This window comes from Wolbachia endosymbiont (group A) of Sphaerophoria taeniata, from assembly GCF_947250735.1.
In the GTDB taxonomy this organism is placed as follows: domain Bacteria; phylum Pseudomonadota; class Alphaproteobacteria; order Rickettsiales; family Anaplasmataceae; genus Wolbachia.
The window spans coordinates 541,400-557,824 of sequence record NZ_OX366344.1; the positions used below are offsets into that span (position 1 = coordinate 541,400).

Genomic DNA, 16,425 nt, shown 5'->3' on the forward strand with positions numbered 1-16,425 from the left:
CTGGGATGACACCTACGCACGCTCACTTTGTCATTCCAGCGTGTGACCAGAAAAAACATAGACCCCAAGTGTCAGCTACTTGAACAACATCACTTTGCTTAAAAATTGCAACGTTTGTACACGGTATGACGTTAGCTATTGTGCTACACCTTTCCCCTTTCCCCTGAAACTAAAATCTATATACTTAACTTTAGAAACTTCAAAATACGATGCGATCTAATATTAGAGAGTTATTTTGCTATATAAAGCCTAATCTATCTTATTTCATCATAGCTTTTATTGCAGTTTTATTTTCAGCCTTAACGATCCTCCTCTTTGGCAGAGGCTTAAGCAACATAATTGATTCTGGCACAGAGCACGATTTTACTACCAAACTATTAGTTGCAATACTTATAGTTTTAGCCATTTCTCTCACTGCATTTACTCGGTTATATTTCATTGGCATTGGCAGCGAGAAAGTTATCGCAAGAATCAGATATGACTTATATAGCAGTATCACTGACTTGCAACCAAGTTTCTTTGAGAACACAGGCGTACAAGATGTTATCTCAGCACTCATTACTGATACCTCTGCGCTGCAATCAATAATAAATAGCAGCCTACTCACCATATTGCGAAATTTTGTAATATTAATTGGCAGTGTTGCCATGTTATTATATACAAATCTGCACCTAACTGCGTATGCAGCCGCAATAGTACCTATACTACTCATTATTATGACCTCATTTGGAAAAAAAGTGCGTAGCTATGCACGCTTTGCCCAGGATAAATTAAGTGAGCTTGCATCACTTAGTGAGGAAAATTTTCGATCTATAGTGACTATCAAATCGTTTGTACTCGAAGAAAATGAAAAAACCCGTTTTAAGGAGCATTTAAACTCAGTATCAAAATCATACGTAAAATTAGTACTCTTGCGTGCTATTTTAGTAACTCTAGTTATCACGTGTGTGATAGGTTCACTAGTTGTTTTGCTCTTTTTTGGTATTAAAGAAGTCTTAAGCAATAATATAACTATTGGAGAACTCTCCTCATTTGTGTTTTATTCAGCGCTTGCGGCAGGAGCTATAAATAATTTGAGCGATAATATCAGTGATTTACAACGAGGTCTTGGAATAGTAGAGCGTTTATTTGAATTTAAAAATATGAAAAGCTCTATAGCAGATGCCAATGATCCTATAAAAATTTGTAGTGTTCAAAAAGGAATTTCGTTTAATGGCGTAACATTTTTTTATGAATCTCAGTCTGATAAGCCAGCGTTAAATAACATATCATTTTCTATAAAGGCAGGTCAAGTAGTATCAATTGTTGGACCATCTGGCAGTGGTAAAAGCACCATTTTAAAACTTCTGCTCCGTTTTCATGATCCAAGCAGAGGCAGCATTACTATCGATGGGCACAATATTAAGTCAATTGCGTTAAATGACCTCAGATTGTTGTTTGGCTTAGTGCCACAAGATAACATAATATTCTCTTGCTCAATAATGGAAAATATACTATATGGCAAACCTGGTGCTGAATATGAAGAAGTGAAGCAATCAGCTATCAGCGCTTATGCGATGGAATTTATTGATAAGCTGCCTGATAAATTTGATACATTTGTAGGAAAAAGAGGATTAAAACTTTCTGAAGGACAAAAACAACGTATTATAATAGCAAGAGCCATACTCAAAAACCCTCAGGTTTTAATACTGGATGAAGCAACCTCTGCCCTTGATTATAAAAGTGAGAACCTCGTGCAAAAAGCATTAAGCAAGTTAATGCAAAACAGAACAACGATCGTAATTACACACAGACTATCAACTGCACTTAAAACTGACAAGATTATAGTAATTAATCACGGAAAAGTAGAAGAAGTAGGGACTCATGACTCCCTAATAAGTAAAGACGGGTTGTATGCAAAACTGGCGAAGATACAGTGGAATTGAAAGAAAATTTACATCATATCGTTAGTTGATATGCTAGATTTATAATTAAAGTTATTAAATTTTTAATCATTTTAATTTATAATAATCTTATAGTATTTTTTTTAGGATTTTTATGACTCATAATTTTTTTTCATCTTCATGCGCTTCTGCAGACACAGCTTGCGTAATTGACCCACGGTGCTGTATTGGACTCAATATAAAAATACTGCCTTGTCTAAAACCTGATCCAGAACCTAAACAACCAGTTGACCTTTCAAAACTTGCAATAATGATCAATCCGGTAACTGGTGATATTCTTGATTCTGCTACTAGGCAGTCGACGGGCAAAAACTTTAAAGAATGCGCAGAGATTATTCAAAACACTAAAAATGACCTTGAGATTAATTCAAAAGGTAAACTTGTGGGCAGCTGTGAAAACAGTTCTTCATGTGATGCATGTGTAGAAGCAATAAACTCTTCTGTGTTAGATTTTAAAAAGGTTGAAACCTATTTTTCTGTCCATGATATGTCAGTACCAGAGGGCGCTGTTGATATTATATAAAAGTAATGCAGCGTGTACATTGTTGGTACATGCTTCCACTTTGTGGTTAATTTTTTAACAATTTTATTTACCAATGGAGGTACTTTATGCTAGTGAAAAATCTTTCTTGCCCGAATCAAGAAAATACAAATTATACATATCGGTTGCCATTTAATATGTGCTGTCCCAGTGATACATTAGGAGTCAATCTTTTTATAGGACCATGTGATGATACTGCCAATAAAGGTAAGGTGATCTATGATAAATGTAGTAAAGATCTTAAGTGCGAAATTGATGATAAGACTAAGAATGAAATGAAGGAAAATATTAAGAATGAACTGAAGAAAGACCTTAAGTGTGAAATTGATGATAAGACTAAGGGTGAAATAAAGGAAAATATTAAGAATGAACTGAAGAAAGACCTTAAGTGTGAAATTGATGATAAGACTAAGGGTGAAATGGAGGAAAATATTAAGAATGAACTAAAGAAAGATCTTAAGTGCGAAATTGATGATGAGACTAAGAATGAATTGAAGAAAAATATTAAGGGTGAACTAGAAAAAGATCTTAAGTGTAAATGTATTGAAGAAGAAATTACTAAAGAAATTGACGAGAGTGGGTGTAATCGAAGGGGATGTGAGAATGCTAGAGAAGATGGTGAATATGTTAATGTAGGTAGTGATGCTAAGCTTTACATAAGAAAAGCATTGGATAAATTTTATCCTGACTTAAGCGCAGAAATTATTGACAAAATTAAAGCTGGGGATTATTATGTAGAACAATTTGGTATAGAAGTAACTAACTGTGATAAGAATGGCACAGACTACAGTTATATCACTTCTAGGGGAGATATGAATGAATGGTGCGTTAGTATTCCTCCAAGTGATCTTTGCAAAGAATCTTATGATATACTGCAAACTATTAAAGATGATTGGTATGAGAATTGTAAAAATCATATTTTTGATGATGAGGCTCATGTAGTAAGCGCAAAAGTATATTACAAAGGTGGAAGCATCGACAAAAATAAGCCAGTGGTAGTGCTTTCTCAAAATAAACCACTGATTATTGCTGACAAGAAAACGCATAAACTTGTAAAAAAAGATGGGACAATAAGTGATAAAACACTTGATGAATGCAAAGAATTTTTTGATAGTGATAAAAGAATAACTAGTTGTGCAGAAGAAAAAGGAGATTGTGAAGTTTGCAAAGAAACAATTTGGGATTTTCAGGATGTAGTACAAGCGTTTTTTATATAAATGATATTTTGAACAGGGAATGGTATAAGCTTATACGATTTTGATACATGTGCCATTAAAGAAAAGACTGCAAGATTAGGCTTTTGCATAACCATATGAAAAACCAATAGCCCATTCTTCTTTGTTATTCCAGCGTTACGCGTTGGAATGACAGGGCTATAGGTGTCATCCAAGTAGCTGACACGGAGCAACACGTCATACCACCGCGGCCGCTAACGAGTAGCGGAATGACAGTTCTTCAAATTGTCGTTAAACCTAAGTCACTTTAGCTATAGATTACATCAGATAACTCTTCAACTAGCCCCACTTATTCGCTATACTGCTACAAGTCTTATAGCTTTTTAGTTAATGAACATTTTCAAACAGGTTTCCTCTCTAATTTCCAGAAAATTAAATGAGTTGAAGCAAAGGGGTGTCATAAATACAAGTGCGGCAAATTTTATTGTAGAGCCTCCAAGCAATAGAGCACATGGTGATATCTATACAAATGTTGCTATGGTGCTTGCAAAGCATGAAAAGAAGAATTCAGTCGAGATTGCAGGGATGTTAGCAAGAGAATTTAAACCTTTTGATGAAATTGCAAAAGTGGAAATAGCAGGCCCTGGTTTCATCAACATGCACTTAAAAATAGAAGTATGGCATGGAATTTTAAAACAAATAAATGAGCTGAAAACAGAGTTTGGCACCCTAGATATAGGGAACAATCAGGCCATCAATGTTGAATTTGTATCGGCAAATCCAACTGGTCCACTGCATATTGGTCATGCAAGAGGAGCAGTATTTGGTGACGTTTTGGCAAATTTATTGAAAAAAGTTGGTTATAAAGTTACTAAGGAATACTATATTAATGATGCTGGAGCGCAGATAGATACACTAATAAAGTCAGTATATTTGCGGTATAAGGAAGCTCTGGGAGAAAAAATCAGCATTGAAAAAGGTTTATACCCAGGTGAATATTTAAAACCGATAGGGAATGGGCTGGCCAAAAAATATGGCAAGGAGCTTCTAGAAAAGCAAGATAATCAGGTGATTAGGGAATATACTTTAAGTTCTATATTAAAACTCATAAAGGAAGACATGAACTTACTTGGGGTAAGTCATGATGTTTTTACTTCAGAGTATGAGCTACAAAAAAGTGGCAAAATTGAAGAGAGTATAAAGATATTGTCTGACAAGGGTTTGGTGTATGAAGGGTACCTGGAGAAACCAAAAGGCAAAGAAAGTGAAAACTGGACTTCCAGAAAAGAGATGTTATTTCGCTCTACAAAATTTGGTGATGACGTTGACCGCGCATTGAAGAAAGAGGACGGCAGTTGGACTTATTTTGCCTCAGATATCGCTTACCATTTTGATAAGATATCACGTGGTTTTAATAATATGATAGTAGCAGTCGGTAGTGATCATAGTGGTTATATCAAAAGGCTAAAAGCAGTTGTCTCTGCACTGAGTGATAATCAAGCAAAAATAGAGGTAAAACTGCATAATATTGTGAATTTTTTCGAGAATGGCAAACCTGTTAAGATGTCCAAAAGATCAGGAAACTTCCTCACAGCAAGAGATGTAGTGGAAGAAGTTGGCAGGGACATAACTCGTTTTATAATGTTAACACGCAAGAATGATATGGTCTTGGACTTTGATTTTGCTAAAGTTAAAGAACAGTCAAAAGACAACCCTATTTTTTACGTGCAATATGCGCATGCTCGTGCTCATTCGTTAATGCGTAATGCTCCAAAAGAGCTCCCAACAGCAGACCCTTCACTTTTAAAGACCGATGGGGAGCTCTTCCTCATAAAAACCTTAGCAAAGTGGCCAAATGTGATAGAAACAGCGGCAAGGCTTTGTGAGCCACACAGAATTACTTTCTACTTACTTGAAGTTGCAGAAGCGTTTCACGTTTTATGGGGGTATGGCAAGAGTGATTTAAACATGCGGTTCATACTGGAAGACAACTTAAACCTCACCGCTGCAAGAATGTTCCTTGTACAAGCCTTAGCGCACGTCATCGCTTCTGGACTTTCCATCTTTAATATAGAACCTTTGGAAGAGATGAGTTGACTTTTTTTGTGCAAGATTGTTTTTTCAACGAATAGAGAAGTTGACAAAATTAAGTAAAAATGTTATAGTTTATAGTAGTATTTTTTGGTTAATATATGGCTCACAGTCAAAAAAAGCTCAATGTTAATGTAAGTTTTGACAGTAAATTGGCTCAGTATCTTACAGAAATGGCAGAGATTCAAAATAAAACTATCCCTGAAGTTTTAGTAGATTTAGTGGAAGAAGAGTTCGAAGAAGATGTAGAGCTATCCCAAATAGCTGACGATCGCCTCTCTGAAGGTGAAGAAGAAGTAGAGGATGATGAAAACATCTGGAAATAAAACTTACACTATAAAATTCTTAAAAAATGTTATTGAAAAAGAAATTCCAGCTCTTCCGGCAAAGATTAAATTAATGGTTCAGGAGGCCATAAAGAAACGCCTTACAGTTGATCCTTTTAATCTAGGAAAGCCTTTATGCCATAGCTTTAGAGGGCAATATAGGATAAGGGTTAGCAACTACCGTATAATTTACATCATAAATCATTCAGAACGTAAAGTACTTATTACTGCAGTGGGGCATAGAAAAAACATTTACAAACACAGAAGATTACACAATTAAAAATATAAGAAAGACCTCACCTCGTACAAGCCTTAGATCGCTTCTGGACTTTCCATCTTTAATATAGAACCTTTGGAAGAGATGAGTTGATTTTTTTGCCATAATACATGATAATTAAAATATTATTGAAGTAGGGGTAAAATTATGACAATGAACTATGAGCAGTGGAAAAGAATGTTAAGCGCAGTTGATAAGGAGGAAGGCTTAAGTAAAGACAACGTAATTGACAAAATAAAAGAGGAATTAAAGAAATATCCAGAAGAATATAAGAAATGGGAAGAAGCTGGTTTTGATGTAGATTACCTATTTGAAATTAAAGATGATACATTAGATGATACATTAATAGCATATGATCGATTTATGTTATTGCATTCAGCTGCTAAAAATGGTCATGCAGATGTAGTAAATGCTCTAATACAAAACGGAGCAAATGTTAATGCAGAAGATAATTTTAAAAGTACTCCTCTACATGATGCTGCTGAAAAAGGTTGTAAAGAAATAGTAAGTGCTCTAATAGAAAAAGAGGCAAATGTTAATGCAAAAGATCAAGATGGATCGACTCCTTTACATTGGACTACTAGAAATGATCATATAGATACAGTAAAAGTTCTAATAGCAAAAAGAGCAGATGTTAATGCAAAAGATATAGATGGATACACTCCTTTACATTTTGCTCATCACATAGAGGTAGTGAATGCTTTAATAAACGCAGGGTCTAAGGTTAATATAGTAAACGAATGTGGAAAGACTCCTTTACATAGTGCTGTAGGTCATACAGAGATAGTAAACGCTCTAATAGATAGAGGGGCAAATGTTAATGCAGAAGATAATTTTAAAAGTACTCCTCTACATGATGCTGCTGAATATGGTCGTATAGGCACAGTAAATGCTCTAATACAAAACGGAGCAGATGTTAATGTAAAAAATAAATGTAAAGGGATTCCTTTACATTGGGCTGCTAGAAATGGTCATATAGACACAGTGAAAGTTCTAATAGCAAAAGGAGCAGATGTTAATGCAAAAGATCAAGATGGATGGACTCCTTTACATTTTGCTGCTTACAAGTGTCATATAGATATAGTAAAAGTTCTAATAAAAAAAGGAGTAGATCTTTTATTAAAGAATAATTCTGGAAAAACTCCAAAAGATTTAGCTAGAACTGGTGATATAAAGAAGCTTCTGAAAGAAGCAGAAGAAAAACAACTGAAGCAGCAAGCACTTAATAAAAGTATTTCTGCCGGTGGTGCAACCGTATTATTAGGCACTGCAGCAGCAGTGGCACTTTTTGTAACCGGAACGGTTGCAGTTGAGTTAATACCTATAGTAATAGCAGTGGTTGCAATTGCAGCAGCAGCACTAGCAGTTGGTGGTATCACATATATGATGTTAAAACCTAGTACTAAAGTAGAAGAAGTGAAAAAAGAACAAGGCCTACCAAATGAGCAGAAAGCTTGATCTGCTGGATCCCAGTGTCTGGGCACTGGGATGACAAGAAAGAGGCTACTTGGATGACACCCTGACAACCTTCATCCCGCTACGTGTTAGCGGGATCTAGAGATACCGTGACGGTATGACGTAGGACTGCTGTCATCCCGCTACGTGTTAGCGCCACGCACAACTGTACGAACGTTGTAGTTTGGGCCACCAGTGGGCAGTGCCCAGACACTGGTTCTATGCAACTTAATTAAAAACGTTTGTTTTAGCGTAAGACAACTACCTTTAGCTCATCAGCTCAGTTATAAGCAAAATTTCTGGATTCCAGACTGGAATGACACCATTTGCTGTGCAATTTACCTTCAAAAATGAATGTTCGTACAGCTATGCATAACTCTTTCAGATTTCATAATATCTCTTGCCACTCATCTGAACAGATACCCATTTTGGAGGGATACCAATAATAGTTGTGAGCGGGTGACCACTAGTCCACAAGCATAACACGCTCACGAAACTTTAATGCGATAGCTTGATTTCTACTGAAAGACAGCATTATGCCAAGTGCGATGCTCGAAGATAAAAGAGAAGAACCACCGTAGCTAAGTAGTGGCAGGGTTATGCCGGTGGTGGGAAAAACACTCAATGTTACCCCTGTGTTTATTATGAATTGTGTGATGAATTGAATTGAGATACCAAGAATCACCAATAGATTGAATAATTCATTTTCTCTATATGCAACGTAAAGCAAGCGGGCGGAAATGATGCCAAATAACATCAATGTGGCTAAGCACGTAATCAAACCAAATTCTTCTGCTAAAACAGAAAACACAAAATCTGTATGACAATCAGGAAGAGAGGTTTTTACGCTACCTTCACCAGGTCCAACTCCAGTTAATTGACCTCTTTTGAATGCTTCTAATGATTTTGTGACTTGAAAGTTATCGCGTTGCGTAAAAAAGACAAAATTGTAAATCCTTTGCTTTATATGTGGGAGGCATAAGTAAGCTATTGTAGTTCCAGTTGTGGCCATTCCTATTATGCATAGAAAGTATAAAAGTGGTATACATGCAATAAACATTTGACCAATAAAAGAATATGTTAAAAGCATGGACATACTGAAATCAGGTTGCAAAAGTAACAACACAAAAACTAACAGAAATATTATGATTGATATGTGCATTTTAAACTTCATTCCGCTGGCTAAGATACTAGCTATAACAACAGAAAAAAATGGCCTTACGAACTCAGATGGTTGAACTGAAATTTTGACAATATGTAACCATCGTTTCGCACCTTTTACCTCTATACCAAGTATTATCGCAGCTGCCACTAAAATAGTAAATAAAATGAAACCTGCAAATGAGAGGTTAAGTATAGTTCTTGTGTTGAGAAAAGAAAATGTCACCAGGGTAATTAGTGACAGGACTATATAAATTGTATGGCGCCGTATAAAATAATCTTGTGGTAAAGAAAGACGCTGCGCAATTACAGGGCTTGCTGAATAAACAAGAATGAAGCTTATAGTGAGCAAAAAAAACACTGGAAGGATGAGATAATAATCCAGCGTTCTATACCAGAATTTAATATTCATTTTGTTCCAATGTGTAATGCCACTATTCCATAGCTCATATTATGAAACTCAACATTCTTAAAGCCTACCTCTTCAATTTCCATTTTAAAATCAGCCTGAGTTGGAAACTCTCTAATGCTCTTCACTAAATATTCATAAGAACTCCTGTCTTTAGCAACTATGCTGCCAATTTTAGGAATTACTTTAAATGAATATAAGTCATAAAGTTTGGTAAATATCTCATTTTGATAGTGCATAGGGGCAAATTCTAAGCAGATAAATTTCCCATGTGGTTTTAATACCCTGTGCGCCTCACTTAAAGCCTTCTTGCGGTCAGAAACGTTTCGAATGCCAAAAGCTATTGTGCAATAATCAAATTCGGAGTCTTCAAATGGTAAACTTTCTGCATTCGCACATACCCAATCAAAATTAATTTGGTTTGAATTTATAGCTTTATCACGTCCTCTGCTTAGCATATTTTGATTTATGTCACATACTGTAACCTTAGCACTTGGCTCTTTTCTTACTATTCTTATTGCTATATCTCCAGTTCCTCCAGCAATATCTAAAATCTTAGAGTTTTTTGTAAAATGCACACTATTTACCATCTTATTTTTCCATAATCTGTGCATTCCGAGGCTCATTATATCATTCATGGTGTCGTAGCGACTTGCCACGGAATCGAATACCTCTTTAACTAATTGTGATTTCTTCTCGATTTTTATAGTAGACATTACGTAAAGTCGCTCAACTCCTTTATAATTAGTAAAAATTAATTTGAATTAACACAAATGTCAACGACAGGCCTTGAGCCTGTTGAAATCTTCTTCAGCGTGGTATGATGACCGAGTTAGTGGGCTTGATGCAACCACTAAGAAACCTTTGGAGTAAGCAACGTATTTATAATGCTCAAATTCCTCTGGGGTAACATACCTATCAAGTTTTGCATGTTTTGGAGTTGGTTGTAGATATTGACCAATTGTAATAAAATCAACCTCAGCACTGCGCAAATCGTCCATAACCTGAAGTATTTCCTCTTTTGTTTCTCCAAGACCAACCATAAGCCCTGACTTTGTGAAAACTTTAGGATTAATCTGCTTTACCATCTTCAACAAATATAGTGAATGAAAATAGCGAGCTCGTGGTCTTATTTTTGCATACAATCTCGGCACTGTTTCAATATTGTGGTTATAGACATCAGGTGATGCAACAGCAATTGCTTCAAATGCTCCTTTCTTATTTAAAAAATCAGGAGTTAAAATCTCTATTGTTGTTTCTGAAGTTATCTTTCTAATTTCTTCTATGCACTGTATAAACTGATTTGCGCCACCATCTGGTAAATCATCACGATCAACAGAGGTAATGACAACATGTTTTAAGTTTAACTTTTTTATCGCTTTTGCTAAATTTTCTGGCTCATGAGGGTCTAGTTTATCAGGAATGCCAGTTGCAACGTTGCAAAATGCACAAGCACGAGTACAAACAGAACCAAGAATCATCACAGTAGCATGACGTTTATTCCAACATTCACCAATATTTGGACATGCAGCTTCTTCACATACCGTATGTAAGTTATGCAGTTTAACGATGTTTAAAGTTTCATTGAATACTTCACCGGTCGGAGCTTTTGCTCTGAGCCATTGAGGTTTGCTATGCATCTGAAACGGCTAACTCTACCTCTTGCTTTACTAAAACTTTTTTCAACCTTCTTTTTATCTTCTGCGCTTTTTCACTTAGTTTAATCGTTCTTGTGTTGAGCAAAAAAGCATCTAAATCACCTTTGTAATCTATAGTTCTCAAAGTTCTTGTTGCCACACGAAATCTAAACTTTTTATTCAATATATCACTTGTCAACGTAACCTTATGTAAATTTAAAAGAAAGGTACGCTTTGTTTTACGATTCGAATGTGATACCTTATTACCAAAAGATTTTTTTCTATTTGTTAATTCACAAACTCTACTCACTTCAATATACCAAATTATTCTATGTACTTAGATTACCTTATATAGTCAAATAGTCAATACTCTCTTGCTTAATTTTTATACCATATACTGCTTTATAGCCAAAAAATATCGTAATTTTTTCTATTATAAGAGAAATCATATGCTGAATTTCTAATGCTTTACTGCCATTTGTTACTACTAGATGCAATACACCAGAATTTACATTCTGTGCATATGAGATCTTTTTCGGTTTTGTACACTCTGCTATTTCTTTCCCTACTATATTTCGCCAGTTTAAAATCAGACGTATTTCATTTTTGCTAATCTTATTTTTCATGCATTTTAATGCGTAATTTTCAATTATAGACTTTAATTTTTTTGGACCGCTACGTTTGAGCATTTTTCTGTTTTGTTTCTAGTATAACTAAATAAGTAAGGTTTACTACTACATTGGATTTCCTCAGTGCCAAATCCAAGTAGCTAACACTGGGATGACAACCTTCTAACTACTTTACAAACCTCTAGCCTCACAACGTAAAAAGCAGTATTTTTATGTAAAATTTATCTCAACGTAGCACTTGTCAGGCAAGTCGTAATCACGTTCCATCCAAAAATTTTTGTGCTGCCATCTTTGCCTCATAATTAACCTTCTAGCTATTTTAATTGTAATTAGTTAAATTATTATTAACCTGAGTGAATTTTAAATTAGATTTAAAAAGTACAGTATTGTCTAAAATGAATGATATACGGTGTCCGAATTTTAGACTCCTTCTTTTTTGTTGTCATCCCAGTACTTGATACTGGGATCCATTTTTCTTTTTTTTCTGGATTCCAGCGTCACGCGCTAACTTTTAATAGCGATAGTTATTTCTTATTTGTTAAGATCTTTCCTCAATCCAAGCTGCTTGAATGGCTTCGAGTATTTTCTCGTTACAGCGTTTTTCATCATCATCAAATTCCTCTAAACTCAAGACCTTTTTTTTAAGCTCAGTGAATCTGATATTAATTATATTCTCATCTGGAAATTTTTCCTCTAGAGCTTCTACAATATCTTCTATATCAAGCCATTTCATACTTTTTTGTATTTATCTGCTAAGTTAAATTGGTGCCCATGGGGAGACTTGAACTCCCAAGGTCGCAAAACCCACGGATTTTAAGTCCGCTGCGTCTACCGATTCCGCCACACGGGCTTTTTTTTATCTATCTAGAGTAAAACTCTACTACTAAATTGACTTCCATGTCTGCTGAATAAGGAACCTCAGAATATTGAGGTGACCTCAAATACTTCACTGAATGCTCTTTACTATCTGTCTCTAAATAATCCGGAGCCTTGCGCTCTTGTTTTTGTTCAGCCTCTACTACTACAGGGATTTTTGCTGCCCTTTCTCTTATTTTTACTATATCACCTGGTTTCACTCGATAACTCGATATGTTGACCACCTTATCATTAACTGTAACGTGCTTATGAGATATGAGCTGCTTCGCTGCATAAATTGTTGGCACAAGACTAGAGTGGTATAAAACAGAACTGAGCCTTGATTCTAAAATACCGATAAAATTATCAGCCGTATAACCCCTTCTGTTATAAGCATCTAAAAATGTACGTCTGAGCTGCTTACTTGAAATCGCATAGTAAAACTTAAATTTCTTATGCGCAGCAAACTGCTTACCAAAGTCGGATAACTTCTTGAATCCAAGAATACCATGTTGACCTGGAGGGTATTTCCTTTTGTTTACTGGGTCTTTAGCTCTACCCCATAAATTTACACCAAGTCTACGGCTAATCCTATACTTTCTAGTGATAACAGTTGTCATATAAAAACTCTCACGATTTAACTTTAGATTATTAAGGATTTTAGCACTCAGTGTCAACTTGTTTTTGCTGATATAATCTTTTATACTTCATTTTTAAGTTTTTCTATTAACACATGAATCATTCACATTTGGAATCTATGGCAAACGCCATCCGTTTTTTATCAATTGATGCAGTACAAAAAGCAAACTCTGGACACCCAGGTATGCCACTTGGCATGGCAGATGTTGCAACTGTTTTGTTTGCTAAATATCTGAATCATAATCCTGATGATTCTAAATGGTTCAATAGAGATCGCTTTGTTTTATCAAACGGTCATGGGTCAATGTTACTATACTCAATATTATATTTGACAGGTTATACTAGCATAGATGAGCTAAAAAACTTTAGGCAAATGGGATCCAAGACCCCAGGTCATCCAGAGTTTGGCTTGACTTCCGGGGTAGAGGCAACAACAGGCCCGCTCGGTCAGGGGTTTGCCGCTGCTGTTGGCATGGCACTTGCTGAATCAATCCTTAAAAAGCAATTCAGAATCAATCACTACACTTACGTAATGCTAGGGGATGGCTGTCTTATGGAAGGAATAAGCCATGAAGCAGCATCACTTGCTGGGCATCTTAAATTGAATAAATTAATAGCCCTTTTTGATGATAATGATATCTCTATAGATGGCGCTACTTGCCTTTCCTGCTCTGATGATGTAGAGAAACGCTTCTTAGCGTATGGATGGAATGTTGACAAAATTGATGGCCATGATTTTGATGCCATATCCCTTGCAATAGAGCAAGCAAAAAAGTCTGATAAACCTACAATGATCTGCTGCAAAACTATTATCGGAAAATTTTCAAGCCGTGCTGGCACATCCTCTGCTCACAGTGGTGCTTTTTCGGAGGAAGACATCAAACAGATGAGAGAGAAATTAAACTGGAATTACGAGCCATTCCATGTGCCAGAAGATGTGAAAAACGCCTGGAAGAAAACTGTTGAGAGAGCAAAACAAAATTACAATTCATTGTCATTCCAGCATGTGACCAGTGAAGAAGAAAAAGAATGGATCCCAGTGTCAAGCACTGGGATGACAGAAGAGAATGCTGGGATGAAAGAAGAGAATGCTGGGATGACAGGATATCATGCAGAACTTCAAAGGCGACTAGATGAGCGTCTGCCAGATAACAGCAATTCGGTGTCATTCCAGTGCTTGACACTGGAATCCAGTGAAAATAAAGAACTTCAAAGACGGTTAGATAAACGTCTACCAGACAATATCGATAATGTTTTGGCTAACTTGAAGAAACAAATACACGAGACAATGCCAAACGAAGCTACACGTTCTTCTTTCGGCATGGTAATGGAACTTTTAACACAACATATGCCGGAATTAATCGGCGGTTCTGCTGATCTTACTGGGTCAAATTGCACTAAATATAAGCACATGCAGGTAATAGATAGTAATAATTATAGTGGTTCTTATGTCCACTATGGAGTGAGAGAACACGCTATGGCAGCATGTATGAATGGTATGGCACTTCACGGCGCGATTCTTCCTTATGGTGGCACTTTTTTGGTATTTTCCGACTACTGTCGTCCTGCTATACGTCTTTCAGCTTTGATGAAACAGCAGGTTATCTATGTGATGACTCATGACTCAATTGGAGTGGGAGAAGATGGCCCAACTCACCAACCAATAGAGCATTTAGCCTCTCTTCGTGCTATACCAAATCTATATGTTTTTAGGCCAGCCGATGCAGTTGAAACTCTAGAGTGTGTTAGCATTGCACTCGAAAAAAAAGAGTCACCTGCACTGTTTGCGCTCTCAAGGCAAAACGTAAGTTACATGCGCAAATTCTATTTTGATATCGATCAATCTGCTAATCTATCGAAGTTTGGTGCATATGTTTTGTGTGAATGTTCAAAAGAATTAAAAGTGACAATATTTGCTACGGGGTCCGAGGTTGAAATTGCAGTTGAAGCAAGGGAGAAATTGCAGGAAAAGGGTATAGGTACAAGGGTTGTTTCTATGCCATGCTGGAGACTTTTTGATGAGCAAAGTGACAAATATAAAGCGGCGATATTAAATAATGACAGCATCAAAGTTGCAATTGAAGCTGGAAGTGAAATGGGTTGGCATAAATATATAGGTTCAAACGGTATATTTATTGGCATGAAAAGCTTTGGAGAATCAGCACCTTATAAAACACTTTATGAGCATTTTAATATCAGCGCCGATCACGTAGTAAAATGTGTGTGTGAATTTTATCATTCCACTGTATATATTCAATAGAAACCACTTGACAAACTCTGCCAGCCCCTTTATCATGAAACTGAAGGTATTCAATTATCTTCATCTGTGCAGATTAAACAGCAAGAAAACAACGTAGTTGGCGTCTTATTTTTAATTTTTTGCACTATGTGCACCTTATGTCTTCACAATACTTCTAGGTTTTTACCTATATAAGCTGAAACGCGCTTATAAGTCGTTTAAGACAGTATAGTACGCCAATTTGCAGGATTAGAGAGTGACAACTAGCTAACACGGGATTTCTTTGCCTTTTTTTCTGCTTAGTAAATTTCTTAAACATTTAAACAAAGGTGAGTTGCATTTAAAAGCAGCTAAATTGCAGTGTTTAAGACTTAAAAAACGCCAATACTGAAAGTAGACAATGACTAGGGCTTCTTTTGCCTTTTTTTTCGTTTGGTAAATTTCTTAACGTTTGTAGCTAAAGTAACTTAGGTTCACCGACAACCGTCATCCCGCTACTTGTTAGCGGGATCTATGCTAAGAGATACCGCAACGGTATGAAGTAGGACTGCTGTCATTCCAGTGCTCCTTTTTTTGTCATCCAAGTAGCTGACACTGGGATCTAGCCTTTATTATTTGGTTGAAATTAAGTCTTCTGGATCCCAATTTCAGCTACTTTCATGACATCATCATAAAGTAAAATGAGATCCCAGTGTCACGCACTGGGATGACAGGAGAAGGTACTGGGATGACAGGAGAAGGTACTGGGATGACAGGAGAAGGCACTGGGATGACAGGAGAAGGTACTGGGATGACAGGAGAAGGCACTGGGATGACAGGAGAAGGTACTGGGATGACAGGAGATACCGTCTTGTTAGTCAACAAAAAAATTATAAAAATTTCCCAAGTTGCATCATAAAATCAAAAAATACTTCCAATTGTGTAACAGTACACAGATTATAGTTAGTGGATATGTTGATAAGTAAATTAGTTTTATACGCACAAAACAGATGAAGTTTACTTATCAACATATCCACTAACCAACAACATTCAATAAATTTGTGTAAGA

The 16,425-nt window shown here is 36.1% G+C and carries 16 protein-coding genes and 1 tRNA gene; 9 read left to right on the top strand and 8 right to left on the bottom strand.

Features of this window, described 5'->3' with window-relative positions:
* Window positions 1-209 precede the first annotated feature (209 nt).
* From OOK84_RS02730 to OOK84_RS02760, 7 genes are all read left to right on the top strand, one after another.
* Window positions 210-1,925 (top strand): ABC transporter ATP-binding protein, encoded by a 1,716-nt coding sequence (locus OOK84_RS02730; RefSeq protein WP_264732358.1) that lies wholly within the window; start codon window positions 210-212, stop codon window positions 1,923-1,925.
* Between the two features lie 112 nt (window positions 1,926-2,037).
* Window positions 2,038-2,466 (top strand): hypothetical protein, encoded by a 429-nt coding sequence (locus OOK84_RS02735; RefSeq protein ID WP_264732360.1) that lies wholly within the window; start codon window positions 2,038-2,040, stop codon window positions 2,464-2,466.
* A gap of 86 nt (window positions 2,467-2,552) precedes the next feature.
* Entirely contained in the window at window positions 2,553-3,701 is a 1,149-nt protein-coding gene (locus OOK84_RS02740) for a hypothetical protein (RefSeq protein WP_264732362.1), read from the top strand.
* Between the two features lie 348 nt (window positions 3,702-4,049).
* Window positions 4,050-5,756: an arginine--tRNA ligase gene (argS, locus tag OOK84_RS02745; RefSeq protein ID WP_264732364.1), complete on the top strand. Its 1,707-nt coding sequence runs from the start codon at window positions 4,050-4,052 to the stop codon at window positions 5,754-5,756.
* A 95-nt stretch (window positions 5,757-5,851) separates the two neighbouring features.
* Complete coding sequence (locus tag OOK84_RS02750; protein WP_264732366.1) at window positions 5,852-6,076, top strand: hypothetical protein; 225 nt, start codon at window positions 5,852-5,854, stop codon at window positions 6,074-6,076.
* Window positions 6,057-6,356: a type II toxin-antitoxin system RelE family toxin gene (locus OOK84_RS02755; protein ID WP_250295924.1), complete on the top strand. Its 300-nt coding sequence runs from the start codon at window positions 6,057-6,059 to the stop codon at window positions 6,354-6,356. Before OOK84_RS02750 ends, OOK84_RS02755 begins: the two co-directional genes overlap by 20 nt.
* 144 nt (window positions 6,357-6,500) lie before the next feature.
* A complete protein-coding gene (locus tag OOK84_RS02760; RefSeq protein WP_264732369.1) occupies window positions 6,501-7,811 on the top strand; it encodes an ankyrin repeat domain-containing protein in 1,311 nt (436 codons plus the stop codon).
* A 463-nt stretch (window positions 7,812-8,274) separates the two neighbouring features.
* On the opposite strand, the gene OOK84_RS02765 is transcribed toward OOK84_RS02760, so the two are convergent.
* From OOK84_RS02765 to rpsD, 8 genes are all read right to left on the bottom strand, one after another.
* Window positions 8,275-9,381 (bottom strand): FtsW/RodA/SpoVE family cell cycle protein, encoded by a 1,107-nt coding sequence (locus tag OOK84_RS02765; protein WP_264732371.1) that lies wholly within the window; start codon window positions 9,379-9,381, stop codon window positions 8,275-8,277.
* Window positions 9,378-10,094 (bottom strand): bifunctional demethylmenaquinone methyltransferase/2-methoxy-6-polyprenyl-1,4-benzoquinol methylase UbiE, encoded by a 717-nt coding sequence (gene ubiE, locus OOK84_RS02770; protein ID WP_264732373.1) that lies wholly within the window; start codon window positions 10,092-10,094, stop codon window positions 9,378-9,380. The genes OOK84_RS02765 and ubiE overlap by 4 nt, the downstream gene beginning before the upstream one ends.
* Window positions 10,095-10,154: 60 nt before the next feature.
* Window positions 10,155-11,018 carry a lipoyl synthase gene (gene lipA, locus OOK84_RS02775; RefSeq protein ID WP_264732375.1) on the bottom strand — a complete coding sequence of 288 codons (864 nt, stop codon included), beginning with the start codon at window positions 11,016-11,018 and terminating at the stop codon, window positions 10,155-10,157.
* Complete coding sequence (gene rpmB / locus OOK84_RS02780; RefSeq protein WP_006279619.1) at window positions 11,011-11,325, bottom strand: 50S ribosomal protein L28; 315 nt, start codon at window positions 11,323-11,325, stop codon at window positions 11,011-11,013. Before rpmB ends, lipA begins: the two co-directional genes overlap by 8 nt.
* A 37-nt stretch (window positions 11,326-11,362) precedes the next feature.
* Window positions 11,363-11,704, bottom strand: coding sequence for a DUF721 domain-containing protein (locus tag OOK84_RS02785; RefSeq protein WP_182182927.1), 342 nt, complete (start codon window positions 11,702-11,704; stop codon window positions 11,363-11,365).
* 478 nt (window positions 11,705-12,182) lie between these two features.
* A complete protein-coding gene (gene iscX, locus OOK84_RS02790) occupies window positions 12,183-12,377 on the bottom strand; it encodes a Fe-S cluster assembly protein IscX (protein WP_253308941.1) in 195 nt (64 codons plus the stop codon).
* Window positions 12,378-12,407: 30 nt separating this feature from the next.
* Window positions 12,408-12,494 (bottom strand) — tRNA-Leu (locus tag OOK84_RS02795).
* A gap of 10 nt (window positions 12,495-12,504) precedes the next feature.
* The gene (rpsD, locus tag OOK84_RS02800; RefSeq protein ID WP_264732377.1) at window positions 12,505-13,119 is read right to left on the bottom strand and encodes a 30S ribosomal protein S4; all 615 of its coding nucleotides are present in this window, start codon (window positions 13,117-13,119) and stop codon (window positions 12,505-12,507) included.
* Between the two features lie 113 nt (window positions 13,120-13,232).
* Here rpsD and OOK84_RS02805 point away from each other — a divergent pair, with 113 nt between their 5' ends.
* Window positions 13,233-15,398, top strand: coding sequence for a transketolase family protein (locus OOK84_RS02805; protein ID WP_264732379.1), 2,166 nt, complete (start codon window positions 13,233-13,235; stop codon window positions 15,396-15,398).
* Window positions 15,399-16,068: 670 nt separating this feature from the next.
* Window positions 16,069-16,275: a hypothetical protein gene (locus OOK84_RS02810; protein ID WP_264731321.1), complete on the top strand. Its 207-nt coding sequence runs from the start codon at window positions 16,069-16,071 to the stop codon at window positions 16,273-16,275.
* Window positions 16,276-16,425: the final 150 nt, after the last annotated feature.